Here is a 15,998-nt window from a genome sequence, read left to right on the forward strand (position 1 = left end):
ATGAAGAGATTCATCTCGCCGCTGGCTGTGCTGGCACTGACACTTTCGGCCTGTGCAACACCCGAAACACGGCTCCGCACCGGCCTCAATAATGCCGGTCTTTCAAAGGCGATGTCGGGATGCATGGCCGAACGGATGGTCGACCGGCTCTCGTTGCTTCAGCTTCGGCGGCTGTCCTCGCTCGGCAGTCTCAAGGATCGCGAAATCACCGACCTGACGCTCGACCAGTTTCTCCGCAAGGTCCGCGCGCTCAAGGATCCGGAGATATTGGGGGTCACGACAAGCTCGGCAGCGGTGTGCGCTTTGCGCTGAGCAAGCTTTTCTGTCGGCATCCGGGGTAGCCTTGCCGCCAAACTTGTGCTTATGCGGCGGCGCAAATCTCCCGCTCCAGAGTCGAAAGGCCCGGCAGACCTCATGAACATTCACGAATATCAGGCGAAAGAACTTCTCGCGAAATTTGGCGTCGCGGTGCCCAAGGGCATTGCCGCGATGAGCGTCGAGGAAGCCGTTGCGGCGGCAAAGCAACTGCCCGGGCCGCTCTATGTCGTGAAATCGCAGATCCATGCCGGCGGCCGCGGCAAGGGCAAGTTCAAGGAACTCGGCCCCGATGCAAAGGGCGGCGTCCGTCTTGCCAAGAGCATCGAGGAAGTCGAGGCGCACGCCAAGGACATGCTCGGCAACACGCTCGTCACGATCCAGACGGGCGAGGCAGGCAAGCAGGTCAATCGCCTGTACGTCACCGACGGCGCCGACATCAAAAAGGAATATTATCTCGCGCTGCTCGTCGACCGCGCGACCAGCCGCATCGCGGTCGTCGCCTCGACCGAGGGCGGGATGGACATCGAAACCGTCGCGCACAACACGCCCGACAAGATCCACACGATCGTCATCGACCCCGCGACGGGGCTGATGCCGCACCACTGCCGCAGCGTCGCCGCAGCGCTCGAACTGACGGGCGACCTTGCAAAGCAGGCGGCCAAGACGCTCGCCGGTCTTTACAGCGCGTTCCTTGCAACCGATGCCGAACAGATCGAAATCAATCCGCTCGCGGTGTGCGAAGGCGCGAATGGCGATGAACTACTCGTGCTCGACGCCAAGCTCGGCTTCGACGGCAACGCAATGTTCCGCCACCCCGACATCGCCGAACTGCGCGACCTGACCGAGGAAGACCCGGCCGAGGTCGAAGCGTCGGAATATGACCTCGCCTATATCAAGCTCGACGGCAATATCGGCTGCATGGTCAACGGCGCGGGCCTCGCGATGGCGACGATGGACATTATCAAGCTGAACGGCGCCTTCCCTGCGAACTTCCTCGACGTCGGCGGCGGCGCTTCGAAGGAAAAGGTGACCGCGGCGTTCAAGATCATCCTGAAAGACCCGGCGGTCGAAGGCATCCTCGTCAATATCTTCGGCGGCATCATGAAGTGCGACATCATCGCCGAGGGCATCGTCGCCGCGGCGAAGGAAGTGAACCTTTCGGTGCCGCTCGTCGTTCGCCTCGAAGGCACGAATGTTCAGCAGGGCAAGGACATCCTTGCGAACTCGGGCCTGCCGATCGTCGCGGCGAACGACCTGGGCGACGCCGCCAAGAAGATCGTCGCCGAGGTCGCCAAGGCGGCGTGAAAAAACTCCTCTCCCGCAGGCGGGAGAGGATAGGAAGACTTGGCAGCTTGCTGCCTAGTCGGCTTGGTGTGGGCCTGCTCCGTCGCATTTGCCCACTCCGCTGCGACTAGCGGGACACGCCCGCAAGTCTCGCTGCCTCTCCCGCCTGCGGGAGAGGAGGGGCTGCAGGTTGACGTTTACGTAAGCGCCAATTATGACGCGGTGCAACATTGTTGAGAGGAGCTGACAAAGCCATGAAAATCCTCGTCCCCGTGAAGCGGGTGCTCGATTACAACGTCAAGCCGCGGGTCAAAGCCGACGGCACCGGCGTCGACCTTGCCAACGTCAAGATGTCGATGAACCCGTTCGACGAAATCGCGGTCGAAGAAGCGATCCGCCTCAAGGAAAAGGGTGCCGCGAGCGAAATCGTCGCCGTCAGCATCGGCCCGGCGAAGGCGCAGGAAACGCTGCGCACCGCGCTCGCGATGGGCGCCGACCGCGCCATCCTCGTCCAGACCGACGACGCCGTCGAACCGCTGGCCGTTGCCAAGATATTGAAGGCGATTGCTGACGCGGAGGCACCCGGCCTCGTCATCCTCGGCAAGCAGGCAATCGACGACGACAATAACCAGACCGGCCAGATGCTCGCCGCATTGACCGGCTGGGCGCAGGGCACTTTCGCGAGCAAGGTCGAGGTCGAGGGCGACAGCGTGAGCGTCACCCGCGAGGTCGACGGCGGGCTCGAAACGGTCAAGCTCAAGACCCCTGCGGTCGTTACCACCGACCTGCGCCTCAACGAGCCGCGCTATGCGTCGCTTCCCAACATCATGAAGGCGAAGTCGAAGCCGCTCGAAACCAAGTCGCCCGCCGACTATGGCGTCGACACGGCCCCGCGCGTCAAGGTGCTCAAGGTGGCCGAACCGCCGGTGCGCCAGGCGGGCATCAAGGTCGCCGACGTCGACGAGCTGGTCGCCAAGCTGAAGTCGATGGGCGTCCACAGCTGAATCTATCCCCCGCTCGTGTCGAGCGAAGTCGAGACACCCATCGGGACAGCGCAAGGTCGAGGGGCATCTCGACTTCGCTCGATGCGAACGGGACGGGAAGAAGGAACGTAAGAGATGAAAACTCTGGTTTGGGTCGAACATGACGGCAGCGCCGTCAAGGATGCCACGCTCGCTGCGGTGACCGCCGCCTCGAAACTCGGCGAAGTCCATCTGCTCGTCGCGGGCGAGGGCGTCGATGGCGTCGCGCAAGCCGCCGCGCAAATTTCTGGCGTGGGCAAGGTCCATGTCGCCGACAGCGCTGCCTTCGGCCACGCGCTCCCCGAAAATATCGCGCCGATGATCGCCGAACTGATGGCGAGCCACGACGCCTTCGTCGCGCCTGCGACGACGACGGGCAAGAATATCGCGCCGCGCGTCGCCGCGCTGCTCGACGTGATGCAGGTGTCGGACATTCTTTCGGTCGAAGGGCCGAAGACCTTCACGCGCCCCATCTATGCGGGCAATGCGATCGCCACCGTCGAAAGTTCGGATGCCAAGCTCGTTCTCACCGTCCGCGGCACCGCGTTCGAAAAGGCGGCGACCTCGGGCGGCTCGGGCGCGGTCGAGGCCGTGTCGGCGGGCGGCGATACGGGCATCTCGAGCTTTGTCGGCGCCGAAATCGCCAAGTCGGAACGCCCCGAACTCACCTCAGCGAAGGTCATCGTCTCGGGTGGCCGTGCGCTCGGGTCGAGCGAAAAATATGAAGAGGTCATCGTTCCGCTCGCAGACAAGCTCGGCGCCGCGCTCGGCGCCAGCCGCGCCGCAGTCGATGCGGGCTATGTCCCCAACGACTATCAGGTCGGCCAGACCGGCAAGATCGTCGCGCCCGAAGTCTATTTTGCGATTGGCATTTCGGGCGCCATCCAGCATCTAGCGGGGATGAAGGATTCGAAAACGATCGTCGCGATCAACAAGGACGAGGATGCGCCGATCTTTCAGGTCGCCGACCTCGGCCTTGTCGCCGATCTGTTCAACGCCGTTCCCGAATTGACGGGCAAGATCTAGGCCGGAGGCGCGATGGGGGGGCATCATCCTGGGGTACCCGGACTGGGCGATGCCCCATTCAGCGCCGGGGGACGCCATTCGGCGCGGCCGAAGTCTGCCGCTGAGGAAGATGCCAACCTCGCGAAGGAAGAAAGCCACGGGCGGTCGGTAATGCTCGCGCGCATCGCGCGCGACGCCCGGCTCAATCAGAAATTCCTGCTGCTGATCACGCTGTCGTCGGCGATCGCGACGCTGGGACTGCTGCAAAGCTCGGCGCCGGTCGTCATCGGCGCGATGCTCGTGTCGCCCCTGCTCGGCCCGATCATGGGCGTCGGCTTTGGCCTCGCGACACTCGAGCGCCATCTGATCCAGCGTTCGCTGATCACCATGGCTGCGGGAATGGGCGTTGCGGTGCTCATCGCGATGGTCATCATCTGGCTGTCGCCGATCAAGGACGTCACGCCAGAACTGCGCGCGCGGACCGAACCGACCTTGCTCGATCTTGGCGTCGCCGTCGTCGGCGGGGTCGCGGGCGTCTACGCCATCCTGCGCAAGCTGTCGGGGGTCATGGTCGGCGTCGCGATCGCCACCGCGCTTGTCCCGCCGCTGTCGACGATCGGTTTCGGGCTTGTCACCGGGCGCTTTGACTATGCGCTTGGCGCCGCGTTGCTGTTCCTCACCAACACGCTCGCGATCGCGCTCGTCGCGACGATTGTCGCCCGGCTGAACCGTTTCGGACCGTCTCTGACTGCCCAGAATACGGCGATGCAGGTGGTCGGAATCGTCGTCACACTGGGCATATTGTCCATCCCGCTAGCGCTGTCGCTCAACAATATCGTCCGCGAAGTCGGCGCGCGCAACGCCGTCCAATCCGAACTCAGCGATCTTCTCAAACGCGGTGACCGCGTTGACAGCCTCAATGTTCGGATGGAGGGCGACGAGGTGGCAGTCGATGGCGTCGTGCTCGTCGACCAGTATGCGTCGCAGCTCAACGGCGACCTCGCGCGGGCCGTTCGCGATCGACTGAACCGGGACGTCCGTGTCAGCATTGTCCAAATTCGCCAGCAGACCAACGCCGCAGTCGAGTTCGAAGAACGGCTCAATCAGCGAATCGCGGCGCTTGAGCAGCGCGAGAGCGAAAGTCGCGGTGTTCTTGCCGGACTGACCGTGGGGAACCTTGTGCCGCGCGACCGGGTGCTGATCGATCTGCAGGCGCGCCGCGCAATCGTTCAGCGCGACCGCGAGGCCGAAGGCGAGCAGGTCGCGGCGGCGGTCGACCGCGTCATGGCATCGGTGCAGGATGATTTCCCGCAATGGCTGATCCAGAACGGGGCGCTGACCGAAGCCGAGGAGCCGCCACCGATCGAAGAGACCGCTCCGACCGGCGAGTGATCGCGGACACGCGGAGGCTCCTGTCATCCAATTGTCACCGACCGGCGCTTGAGCGGCCTTGTACCTGCCCACATTCGGGCGCCGACGAGGACTCCGCATGCCCCAGGCTGACAAGCGCGCGCTGATCGCCGAAGGGCTGACCGTCGGCGAGGACGACGATGCATTGCACCAGCGGCTCGTCGCGGCGGGGATTTCGGGGGCGTCGGCGCGCTATGAAATCGACCGGCTGGCAAAGGACCCGCTTGCCGCGGCGCTCCGCCGTCAGGCCGCGCGCATGGCGAAGCAGCGCTGGCTGTTCACCAACCAGCAACGCCTCGCGTTCGAGGCTGAGGGCGGCTTCGCGCTCGATACGCTCGGCAACGCTGACCCCGACCATTTCTATCGTCACTATTATGACGCCAACCGTCCTGCGAAATTGCTCGGGCTGGTCGATCATTGGCCCGCGCTTTCGAACTGGTCGCTCGATCATTTCGCGGCGGTCGCAGGCGACGCGGTCGTCGAGGCGCAGGTTGGGCGCGAGCGCAGTCCCGATTATGAGATCGCCAAGGACGACCACCGCCGCCCGGTCCGCTTTGCCGAACTCATCGAATGGCTGCGCGCCGATACGCCGAGCAACGACGTCTATCTGACCGCCTATAACAGCAGCGCCAATGCCGCCGCGCTCGCACCGCTTTGGGATGACATGAAACCCATCACCATTCTCGATCAGCGCTCCGAACGCGATGGTTTCTTCTGGCTGGGGCCGAAGGGGACGCTGACGCCCTGGCATCATGATCTCACCAACAATCTTCTGGTCCAGATTGTCGGGCGCAAGCGTGTTCGCATGGCGCCGCCCTGGGCGGCGGATCGGATGAAGAACCGCATCCATTGTTTTTCGGACTGGAACAATACGCCCCTGCCAGCGGGGCAGGGCGACGCCGAAACGCCGCCGGTGATCGAAACGGTGATCGGCCCCGGCGAGGCAGTATTTCTCCCGGTTGGCTGGTGGCATCAGGTCGAGGCGCTCGACCTGTCGGCAAGCATGAGTTTCACGAGCTTCCGCCGCCCCAACGCGCATGTCGAGGATTATGCGTCCTATGGAGATATTGAATGACGGTCCCCATTGCCAATGCGAACGCCGAGGGATAGTCAGTAAGGCCATGAAAACAGGCGCAAAGGCCATTCTTGGCATATTGGTCCTGCTGCCCTCCGTCCCGGCAGCGGCGAAAGATCGGCCCCTCGTGCTTGAACCCTCGTCGAAATGGAACGTCCATTACGCCGATGATTTTTGCCGCTTAGCCCGGACTTTCGGTACGGGCGACGAGGCGATCACCATTTTTCTCGACCGGTTTTCGCCAAGTTCGACGTTTCGGCTCAACCTGATCGGGCAGCCGATGAAGCGATGGGTCAGCGACGGAAAGGCTCAGATCCGTTTTGGCCGCGAGTTGCCCGACCAGTCGCTCTACTTTTATGTGGGGAGCTTTGAGAACAAGGTTCCCACATGGACCTTCGCGGCTGTGGTCGGGCTGCGACCCTGGGTGCGGGAAGAGGAATATGACGAAGTGGCGCAGCGCACGCAGCGTGCCCGCGACGAGGCGAACGTCAGCGAAATCGCTATCGGGTCGCCGCTACGAACGCCGGTGATCCTGCAAACCGGCCCGATGAAAAACGCCTTCGCCGCGCTTCATGCCTGCACCGAACAGCTGGTTTCCACCTGGGGTGTCAACATCGAAAGCCATCGCACCGCGCAGCGCCTTCCGGCACCCGTGGGCACTCCCGAGAAATGGATAACATCGTTCGACTATCCGCCGGACATGCTTCGCAAGCGCCAGCCGGGGCTGGTCGAATTTCGCCTGATGATCGATGCCGAGGGCAAGGCGACCGCATGCCATATCCAGCAATCGACCAATCCCGAGGGATTCAACGACATTGTGTGCGAGGCACTGATGCGCCGCGCCAAGTTCGAACCCGCGCTCGACAAGGACGGTCGCCCGATGGCTTCCTATTATCGAAGCCGCGTTCGTTTCCACATGTAACGGAGTCCGACCCTAACCCGGCTTCCTGAACCGCAGCGCGAACTGGTCGGTCTTGCCGCGGATCGCCGCGTCGAAAACATTGGCGGAGCGCGGATCGTCGGGGCGGGCGTATAGGTCGCTTTCGGCCTCGAGGATAAAGCCCGCCTGCGTCAGCGCCGCGATCACCGCGGCCTTGTCGATACGGTGCAGGCTATCCGCCAGCGTCGTACCGCTGCCGTCGGCGGCGCTGTGATCGACGACCACCAGCGTCCCGCCGGGTTTCAGCGCCGCGAACAGCGCCGCACTCGCTCTGTCGCCCGTCCCTGCCGGGAAAGGCTTCAGATACAGGTCATGGAAATTCTGCACGGTAATGATCGTGTCGAGCGGTTCGGGAAAGGGCGGCGCCGCGAAGGCGCCGTTTACGGCGTCGATATTGGCATAAGCATCGACGACCCTTTTCTGGTCCTCGCCATATTGCGCGCGGAATGCGATGAATTCCTGCGGCTGAAAGGCATAGACGCGGCCCTCGGCTCCGACGACGCCCGACAGGATGCGCGTCAGATAGCCGCCCCCCATCACATAATCGCCAACGCGCTCGCCACGCGCAATCTGGGCAAAATCCATCAGCCGTGCGGGCATCCGCGCCGCGTCGCGCTCGCGGTCGGCGTCGGGGCGCGTGGGATCGGCCAGGATCGCCGCATAGTTGATCGCCATCGGCGGCGGCATGGCGGATGCGGCGCTGGCTGCGCCATCGGCGGGGCCGGTTGCGGTGCAGGCGGTGAGCAGCGACAGCGCGCTCGCGGCAGCAAGTATCGGACGGATCATCGTTTCGACTCCCTCTATCCCGGTGCCGTCATAGCATCGCACGGCCCCACCCTTTCCTGCAAAATTGCCTGGTGCCATGACGGCTGCCCGTCGACGGATAGGCCGGGTTCAAAGCGACAGGGAGACAGTTTCGATTGCCCTGCCCGTATCCCTTGTCGCTTTAGGGCGCCGCCAAGGGCCTTGGCATATCGCGAATCCATGATAGGTTTCGTCGTGAAACGAAAAATTGCGCGAAGATAATCGGGCGAAGATAATCGGGAGAGCGAAGATGCACGATCTGGTCATACGCGGCGGAACCATCGTCGACGGGACGGGCAGCGCGCCCTTTACAGGCGATGTCGCGATCGACGGCGACCGGATCGTCGCGGTGGGCGACAACCTCGGCCCCGCACGCGAGGAAATCGACGCAGCGGGCAAGATCGTCACCCCCGGTTTTGTCGACGTCCACACCCATTATGACGGGCAGGCGACGTGGGACGCCGAAATGGCGCCGTCGAGCTGGCACGGCGTCACCACCGTCATCATGGGCAATTGCGGCGTCGGCTTCGCTCCCGCCAAACCCGACCGCCACGACTGGCTGATCTCGCTGATGGAGGGGGTCGAGGATATTCCCGGCACCGCGCTCGCCGAAGGAATGAGCTGGGATTGGGAAACCTTCCCCGAATATATGGACGCGCTCGAAAAACTGCCGCGCACCGTCGACGTCGCCTGCCATGTCCCGCACGGCGCGGTGCGCGCCTATGTGCTCGGCGACCGCGAAAAGCCCGGCGCGATTCCAACCGACGAGGACGTCGCCGAAATGTCGCGCATCGTCGAGGAAGGCGTGCGTGCGGGCGCACTCGGCTTTTCGACGAGCCGCACCGTTCTGCACAAATCGGTCGACGGCGAACTTGTGCCCGGCACCACCGCGACCGCCGAAGAGCTGATCGCGATCGGCCGCGCGATGGGCCGCGTCGGCTATGGCGTGTTCGAAATGGCGAGCGATTTGAAGCGCGAATGGAACGAGTTTCAGTGGATGGGCGATTTGAGCCGCGAAACCGGGCTGCCGGTGACCTTCGCCGCGTTGCAATCTATCGCCAAGGAATTGCCGCTCGAGGAACAGATCGACGAAATGCGGCGCCAGAATGCCGCCGGCGCGAACATCGTCGCGCAGATCGCGCTGCGCGGCAATGGGGTCATCATGGCGTGGCAGGGGACGGTACACCCGTTCCGCTTCAAGCCCGCGTGGAACGAGATCACCGACCTGCCGTGGGCCGAGCAGCTCGCCAAGCTCAAGGACCCGGCGTTCAAGGCGCGGATGATCGCCGAAGAAAATGTCTGGCCCGAGAGCGACATCATCGACTTTCTGAAGATGGTCGCGCTCGGCTGGCCGCTGCAGTTCGAGATGGATCCCGATTTCAACTATGAGCCCAAGATGGACGAGAGCATCATGGCGCGCGCCGCCGCCGCCGGGGTCGGCCCGTCCGAATATGCCTATGACCTGCTGATGAAAGACGAAGGACGCGGTTTCATCTATTTCCCGATCCTCAACTATCGCGACGGCAATCTCGATTTTCTCGAGGAGCTGCAGGCGGCGGACGATACGGTGAACAGCCTGTCCGACGGCGGCGCGCATTGCGGCACGATCTGCGACGCGGCGTCGCCGACCTTCATGCTCCAGCACTGGGTGCGCGACCGTGCGCGCGGGCGTATCGCGCTCGAACATGCGGTGAAGCGCCAGTGCCGCGACACCGCATTGCTCTATGGCCTCGACGACCGCGGGCTGATCGCGCCGGGCTATCTCGCCGACCTTAACGTCATCGATTTGGGAGCGCTGAAGCTCGGCAAGCCGTGGCTCGCCTTCGACCTTCCCGCGGGCGGCAAACGACTGCTGCAAAAGGCCGACGGCTATGTCGCGACAGTCAAGTCGGGGCGGGTCACCTTCCGCGACGGCGAAATGCAGGGCCCGACCCCCGGCGGTGTCATCCGCGGCCCGCAGCGCGTCGAACTGGCGATGGCGGCGGAGTGATCGCCGCCGCTTCGTGATTTTCCATCGTCACCCCGGCCTGCGCCGGGATGACAGTCAAGCCTGGCGCAGCGCTTCGGCCAACCGTTCCACATCCCGCAAACCGTTATAGGCATGGAAGGACAACCGCACGACGGTTCTGCGAAAGTCGGCCCGGATGCTGTGTCCATCAAGCGCAGCAGCGACGCGCGGCTGGTCGGCGCCGGTGTCGATGCACAGCGTCCCGCCGATGTCGCCCGTCGGCCAGCGCCACTGCGGCGTTTTCGGCTCCACCGCGTCGCGGACCATCGCCTGCAAGGCCAGATTATGGCCGCGGACCGCATCGACCCCGATCGCCGCAATCTCGGCGATGCCCGCGGTCGACAATATGAACGGCGCAACGTCGGGCGTTCCGCCCCACCAGCGCCGTGCGTCGGGGGCATAGCGGAAATCGGTGATGTCCATCTCGAACGGGTCGGCGTGGCTCCACCAGCCGCGCTCGGTCGGATCGAGCGCCGTGCGGTCGTGCGGTGCGACCCACAGCCACGCTGCGCCCGGACCGCCGCACAGCCATTTGACGCTCGTCCCGAGCGCTGCATCGACGCCCCACGCAGCGGGGGTGACGGGCACGACCCCGACCGACTGCGCGCAATCGACGATGCAGCGCCCACCCGCCGCGCGCACCGCCGCGGCGATACCGGCAATATCGGCGCGCGCGCCGCTGTTCGAGCTGACGTGCATCGGGATCGCGAGCGCGACATCTGCGTCCATTGCCGCGGTCCAGCTGGCGGGATCCCGCACATCGGCACCGGCTGGCAGCATGCGTGTCTGCCAGCCTTCGGCGGCGAGCCCGCCCGCGACATAGCCGATCGTCGGAAAGGCGCCCGGCGCGAACAGGATCGTCCGCCGCGTCGTTGCTTGCCCCAGCGCCGACAGATAGCGCGACAGCCCGGCGCTGACATTGGTCGCAGGGCAGAGGTCGCGCGGCTCGACGCCAACCAACGCTCCCAGCGCCGCCCGCCACGCATCGACAGCATCCAGCCAGTGCGGCCAGGCTTCGCCCGTCCCGGCCCAGGGCGCCAGATAGCGCTCGCGCAGCAGCGCCTCCGCCCGGCGCGGCTGGCAGCCGACGCTGTGACTTTTCAGATAGGTGGCGCCGTCCGGCAGGTGAAAGCGCTCCGCGACGCTTTCAGGGAGCAGCGTCCCGGTCACAGCCCGCTGCCGTGGCCCGGCGCGCCGCCGCTGATGCTGTCGCGCTTCACGCCATATTCAGCGCCCCAGCGGTCGGTCATGTCGGCGCGAATGTCCCACAGCTCGGGAAAGAAGCGATGCCGCGCCCCCGCATTGAGCAGTTCGACCGGGCGGCCTTTGAGCGACTTCGACCCCATGCCGATCGACCGGTGGATCAGGTAGATGTGGAGCGCGCGGAAAATCTGGAACAGCTCGTCGAACTCGATCAGCGCCTCGGCGACCATATAGGCCTCGTCATGCTTGTAGCCCGTGTCATAGACATCGGCGACGCTGCGCCCTTCGGCTTCCAGATAGACGGCCTTGTAACGCGCCCACAGCGGCTGCGGCAGCGTGAGGAGCAGCTGGAAACCGGGGCTCTCCTGTCCTGATCCGTTGCCGAGCTGGAGCCGGATCGACTGATAATCGAACGGGCTCATCGTCTCCAGCAGCGAAAGCTGATCGGTCATCAGCCGCATGAGGCGGTGGACGCGGTCGAACAGGGTGAGGACGCGCATCGTCTCGCGCGTTTCCATATGACCGTCGATCTCGCCGAGCGTGAAGGCGATGAGCTTCATCCACAGCTCTTCGACCTGGTGGACGATCTGGAACTGGAGCTCGTCGGGGGTGCAAAGTTCGGCGAGCGGTTTCTGGCAGTCGAGCAGGCGGTCGACCGCCAGATAGACGCCATAATCCTTCATGTCGGGCGTCTCGATGCGGCGGTGGAGGTCGGATTTCTGAAGCATGGGCAACGTCCCTTGCTGGTGTGGCGCAAACAGGCGAAAGGGCGCGCCGGGGCGCACCGGTTCGTCTATCCGCGCGGTGCCACACCAGCCGGCGGGCGCCGCGGCGAGCCCGCCTGGCCGCGCCACGGCGTCATGTCGCGCCGGTCGGGGGAGGCGCGGCCGATCATCAGGCAGTCTCTTTGCCCTCTTCGCCGGATGCGCGCGCCTCGGTGTTCGTAAGGACGTCGCCGTCGGCCGATATCTCTGCGTCGGCTTCGGCTTCGACCGCCGCATATTGCGGATGCGGCGGGGCAAGGCGCAGCACTGCAAAGCCCGCGAGCGCCGCGACGAGCGATCCCATCAAAATGCCGATCTTTGCTTCTTCGATCAGCAGCGCATTGCCGGGGAAGGCGAGGCCGCCGATGAACAGGCTCATCGTAAAGCCGATGCCGCAGAGCGTCGCGACGCCATAGATCTGCAACCAGGTCGCGCCGCGCAGCTTGCCCGCGATGCCGAGTTTGACGCTGAGCCACACGCTTCCGAAGATACCGATCTGTTTGCCGAAGAACAGCCCCGCCGCGATGCCGAGCGGCAGCGGTGCGAAAATCTGTTCGGTGGTCAGTCCGCCAAGATCGACCCCGGCGTTGGCAAAGCCGAACAGCGGGACGATCGCAAAGGCGACCCACGGATGCAGCGCGTGTTCGAGCCGGTGCAGCGGCGATGTCTCGCTGTCCGGGGCGCCTGGCGTCCGCTCGAACGGAATCGCCATGGCGGCGAGCACACCCGCGATCGTCGCGTGGACGCCCGACAGAAGCGTCGCATACCAGAGGAGCGCGAACATCAGCATATAGACGATCAGGCTTTTGACCCCGCGCCGGTTCAGCACGAACATCACCGCAAGGATCGCAGCCGCGGCGCCGAGCGCGGCCAGATTGATCTCGGCGGTGTAAAAAAGCGCGATGATCGCGACCGCGCCCATGTCGTCGACGATTGCGACGGTGACGAGAAACAGTTTGAGCGAGGTCGGCGCCCGTTTGCCGAGCAACGCCAGTACCCCCATCGCAAAGGCGATGTCGGTCGCTGCCGGGATCGCCCAGCCTTGCGCGAGGCCCGGAGTGCCGCCGGCGAAGAGCATATAGAGCGCCGCAGGTACAGCCATCCCCGCGGCGGCTGCAATCATCGGCAGGCGTCGACGGTCCCAACTCGCGAGCCGCCCATCGACGAACTCGCGCTTGATTTCGAGACCGACGAGCAGGAAGAAAATCGCCATCAGGCCGTCGTTGATCCACAGATGGACGGTCATCGGACCGAGCTTGTCGGTCAGCACCGGCCCGGTCACGGCATGGATGGCATGCTCATATGTCTCGCCCAATGCCGAATTGGCGACGATCATCGCCAAAATGGCTGCGAAAATCAGCAGCATGCCACCGGCGCTTTCGCTTTCGAGAAAGTCGCGGAGAGCCGAACGAGGCGCAGAAATGCTGGTCATAAAGGGCCGATAACCTGATTTTTGACGATAGGGAGAAAAATCTCCTAGCCGCTGCTCCCGGATTCGTCACCCTTTACAAAAATTAAGTCCTGATTACGCAGGCTTGGTCGATGTTACATGCCATCAAGAAAAAGGGCGGGGCGCACGGTGGACCTGTCGACCTCGGGGTTGGAACTTTGGGTTGGGATCGTCGGCGCCGAACTGATGTTCTTTGCGTCGGTCGGAATCCTGCTGTTCGGCCTCGACGATTTGCTCTTCGATCTGATCTGGCTGATGTCGCCTTCGAAGCGGAAGGCAGCCGATGCTTTGGCCGGGGTATTGCCGGGAGTAATCGCCGTTTTCGTGCCGGCGTGGGACGAGGCATGTGCTTTGCCCGCAATGTTGCGGAGAACCCTCGCGGCATGGGATGGCGAGGACTTCCGAATCTATGTCGGCTGCTATCCGAACGATCCTTCGACCATCCTGGCGATATCGGACCTCGTGGCGCGCGATCGGCGATTGCGGCTCGTAATCGGCTCCGACGATGGACCGACGACCAAGGGAGCCAATCTCAATCATCTGTGGAATGCGCTCGGAGAGGATGAGCGCGCCGAAGGTATGCGCTTTTCCGCAATCGTTCTTCACGACGCCGAAGATCATGTGCATCCTGAGGAACTTAGCCTTTACCGTGCACATCTTTCGCGCTGCTCCATGGTACAGATCCCGGTCGTGCCGTTCGTTTCGGCAGGGGCGCAATGGGTTGGCGGCCATTATGCCGACGAATTTGCCGAGGCTCATGCAAAAGAACTGACGGTACGCACGCGCCTCGGCGTGCCGATACCATCGGCCGGGGTGGGATGCGCGATGACGCGACGGGCGCTGTCACTGGTGGCGATCGACCGGGGCGGCGAGCCTTTTCGGACCGACAGCCTGACCGAGGATTACGAACTTGGCATGATCTTCGGCGCTTATGGTTTGCCGACCGCGTTCGTCGACAGCGTTGGAAGCGACGGAAGCCTGATTGCGTCACGCGGCAGTTTTCCGGGACGTATCGATTCGGCAGTGCGTCAGAAAGCGCGCTGGATTGCCGGAATCGCATTCGACGGCTGGGACCATATCGGGTGGCCGGGGTCCCGGATTCCGAATGGCTCCCGCGGGGGCGGGTGGATTGCAAGGTGGATGCTTTGGCGCGATCGCCGGCCACCGCTTGCCGCGCTGGTCCTGCTCGCTGCCTATCTGGGGTCGGTCGTTACGCTCGCTGGACTGGCGGGACAGGCAATTCTTGGTTGGCGCGCGCCTGCCATCGGAGAATCGCTGCGTCTCCTCGTCTTCATGGGAGCTATCCTGTTGTTATGGCGCCTCGGCATGCGCATCCATTTTTCGGCGCGCTGGTATGGCTGGCGGCAAGGTGTGCTGGCCGTGCCGCGCGCCTTCGTGTCGAATTTGGTCGCGATCCTCGCGGCGCGTCGGGCGCTCGTCATCTACTGGCACATGCTGCGCTCGGGGCGCGTCGTTTGGGACAAAACCGACCACCGCGAGACGGAGTCGATGGTCGAAGCAATGTACGTCCAGCGACGCCGGCCGGGATGAGCGGCGCGGTGCGACATATTCCGATTTCGCCGCGCCGCCGCGAGGCGGGAGCGATGCGTTTCCTTTTCATCTTCATCGGCGGCTGGATATTGCTGCGGCTCCTGATCGCGTGGATGCCGGTTTCTCCCCCTGCCGTTGCGGAATCATCGACGAACCAATCGGGGCTGTTTCCGGGTGCGGTGCCGGTCGCGCCCCGACCGATCGTGCCCGAGCACCTCAGCGATGACGCGAAAATCGCACTTCCGCCTGAAGGGAGGGCGCGTCGCGATCGCATTCAAACGCGGCCGAATTTCTCAAGTGCTGATCCGGGTTCGTACCCGCCATCAGCGTCCGACGTGAGCACCCCTGTCATCGCTCCCGCCCCACCGCTGCCGCCCCTGACCGAATTCGATCGCGGCGGTGGCGGCCTGGCGCCGCCGGTGGCCGAAGAACGGCGCAGGCGGTGGGCGGTCGACGGATGGGCGTTCCTGCGGCCCGATTCGGTCAACGCGAGCGATAATCTGGTAGCGGGCGGCCAACTGGGGGGCAGTCAGGTGGGTGTCCGGGCGAGCTATGCCTTGGAAAAGGAAGGACGCTTGCGTGCCTACACGCGCGCAACGATCGCAGTCGCGCGGCCGCGGCAGCGCGAACTGGCGGTCGGCGTTTCGCACGCGCCCGTCGCCGGCATCCCGGTCGCGGTGGCAGTCGAGCGCCGGATCGCGTTAGGGAGCGAAGGGCGCGATGCTTTTGCGGTCGTGGTGGCGGGCGGCGTGAACGACATGCGGCTTCCGGCGCGCCTTCGGCTGGAGAGTTATGGACAAGGCGGCATTGTCGGCGCGCGGCGGCGCGACGGTTTCGCCGACGGTGCCGTTGTTGTCGATCGCCCGGTCGCGTCGGTCCGCAAATCGAGTATCCGCGCCGGAGCGATCGTTGCCGGTGCCGTCCAGCCGGGGGTGAGCCGCTTCGATGTGGGGCCTCGCTTGACGATCGACCTGCCGACGGTCGGCCGCGGCAGCCGCGTCGCGCTCGATTGGCGCTTTCGCGTCGCGGGCGATGCGCGGCCGGGCAGCGGCGCCGCGTTGACGATCGCGTCGCACTTTTGATGCTGCCGGAAAAATTGACGTATCAGCCGATTCCACGGTGCGGGAAAATGCTCTAGGGTTTCAGGAATCGGCGACGCAGCGA

General features: G+C 64.4%; 14 protein-coding genes. 10 read left to right on the forward strand and 4 right to left on the reverse strand.

Going from position 1 to position 15,998, the window contains the following annotated elements:
- The 7 genes from H7692_RS12060 to H7692_RS12090 all read left to right on the forward strand — a co-directional run bounded on the left by H7692_RS12060 (position 1) and on the right by H7692_RS12090 (position 7,036).
- Positions 1–312: a hypothetical protein gene (locus H7692_RS12060; protein ID WP_222136989.1), complete on the forward strand. Its 312-nt coding sequence runs from the start codon at positions 1–3 to the stop codon at positions 310–312.
- Positions 313–414: 102 nt separating this feature from the next.
- Positions 415–1,623, forward strand: a complete 1,209-nt coding sequence (sucC, locus tag H7692_RS12065) for an ADP-forming succinate--CoA ligase subunit beta (RefSeq protein WP_222136990.1) — start codon at positions 415–417, stop codon at positions 1,621–1,623.
- 233 nt (positions 1,624–1,856) lie between these two features.
- Positions 1,857–2,606, forward strand: coding sequence for an electron transfer flavoprotein subunit beta/FixA family protein (locus H7692_RS12070; RefSeq protein ID WP_222136991.1), 750 nt, complete (start codon positions 1,857–1,859; stop codon positions 2,604–2,606).
- Between the two features lie 114 nt (positions 2,607–2,720).
- Positions 2,721–3,650 carry an electron transfer flavoprotein subunit alpha/FixB family protein gene (locus H7692_RS12075; protein WP_201928054.1) on the forward strand — a complete coding sequence of 310 codons (930 nt, stop codon included), beginning with the start codon at positions 2,721–2,723 and terminating at the stop codon, positions 3,648–3,650.
- 150 nt (positions 3,651–3,800) lie between these two features.
- Positions 3,801–5,021 (forward strand): DUF389 domain-containing protein, encoded by a 1,221-nt coding sequence (locus H7692_RS12080; protein WP_227340231.1) that lies wholly within the window; start codon positions 3,801–3,803, stop codon positions 5,019–5,021.
- A gap of 97 nt (positions 5,022–5,118) precedes the next feature.
- Entirely contained in the window at positions 5,119–6,114 is a 996-nt protein-coding gene (locus H7692_RS12085; RefSeq protein WP_222136993.1) for a cupin-like domain-containing protein, read from the forward strand.
- Positions 6,115–6,160: 46 nt separating this feature from the next.
- The gene (locus H7692_RS12090) at positions 6,161–7,036 is read left to right on the forward strand and encodes an energy transducer TonB (RefSeq protein WP_222136994.1); all 876 of its coding nucleotides are present in this window, start codon (positions 6,161–6,163) and stop codon (positions 7,034–7,036) included.
- Between the two features lie 12 nt (positions 7,037–7,048).
- On the opposite strand, the gene H7692_RS12095 is transcribed toward H7692_RS12090, so the two are convergent.
- Positions 7,049–7,840 (reverse strand): class I SAM-dependent methyltransferase, encoded by a 792-nt coding sequence (locus H7692_RS12095; RefSeq protein ID WP_227340232.1) that lies wholly within the window; start codon positions 7,838–7,840, stop codon positions 7,049–7,051.
- Positions 7,841–8,108: 268 nt separating this feature from the next.
- On the opposite strand from H7692_RS12095, the gene H7692_RS12100 reads away from it, so the two are divergent.
- Positions 8,109–9,848 (forward strand): N-acyl-D-amino-acid deacylase family protein, encoded by a 1,740-nt coding sequence (locus tag H7692_RS12100; protein WP_222136995.1) that lies wholly within the window; start codon positions 8,109–8,111, stop codon positions 9,846–9,848.
- A gap of 54 nt (positions 9,849–9,902) precedes the next feature.
- Here H7692_RS12100 and H7692_RS12105 read toward each other — a convergent pair whose 3' ends face one another.
- The 3 genes from H7692_RS12105 to nhaA form a co-directional block, all read right to left on the reverse strand.
- Positions 9,903–11,036: an aminotransferase class V-fold PLP-dependent enzyme gene (locus H7692_RS12105; RefSeq protein WP_222136996.1), complete on the reverse strand. Its 1,134-nt coding sequence runs from the start codon at positions 11,034–11,036 to the stop codon at positions 9,903–9,905.
- The gene (locus tag H7692_RS12110) at positions 11,033–11,797 is read right to left on the reverse strand and encodes a tryptophan 2,3-dioxygenase family protein (RefSeq protein WP_201928048.1); all 765 of its coding nucleotides are present in this window, start codon (positions 11,795–11,797) and stop codon (positions 11,033–11,035) included. The genes H7692_RS12105 and H7692_RS12110 overlap by 4 nt, the downstream gene beginning before the upstream one ends.
- Before the next feature lie 166 nt (positions 11,798–11,963).
- Positions 11,964–13,265 (reverse strand): Na+/H+ antiporter NhaA, encoded by a 1,302-nt coding sequence (gene nhaA / locus H7692_RS12115; RefSeq protein ID WP_222136997.1) that lies wholly within the window; start codon positions 13,263–13,265, stop codon positions 11,964–11,966.
- 147 nt (positions 13,266–13,412) lie between these two features.
- Here nhaA and H7692_RS12120 point away from each other — a divergent pair, with 147 nt between their 5' ends.
- Both H7692_RS12120 and H7692_RS12125 read left to right on the forward strand, forming a co-directional pair.
- A complete protein-coding gene (locus H7692_RS12120) occupies positions 13,413–14,834 on the forward strand; it encodes a glycosyl transferase family protein (RefSeq protein ID WP_227340233.1) in 1,422 nt (473 codons plus the stop codon).
- Between the two features lie 335 nt (positions 14,835–15,169).
- Positions 15,170–15,916 carry a hypothetical protein gene (locus H7692_RS12125; protein WP_222136999.1) on the forward strand — a complete coding sequence of 249 codons (747 nt, stop codon included), beginning with the start codon at positions 15,170–15,172 and terminating at the stop codon, positions 15,914–15,916.
- Positions 15,917–15,998: the final 82 nt, after the last annotated feature.

Source organism: Sphingopyxis sp. P8, assembly GCF_020622175.1.
Classification (GTDB): Bacteria; Pseudomonadota; Alphaproteobacteria; order Sphingomonadales; family Sphingomonadaceae; genus Sphingopyxis; species Sphingopyxis jiangsuensis.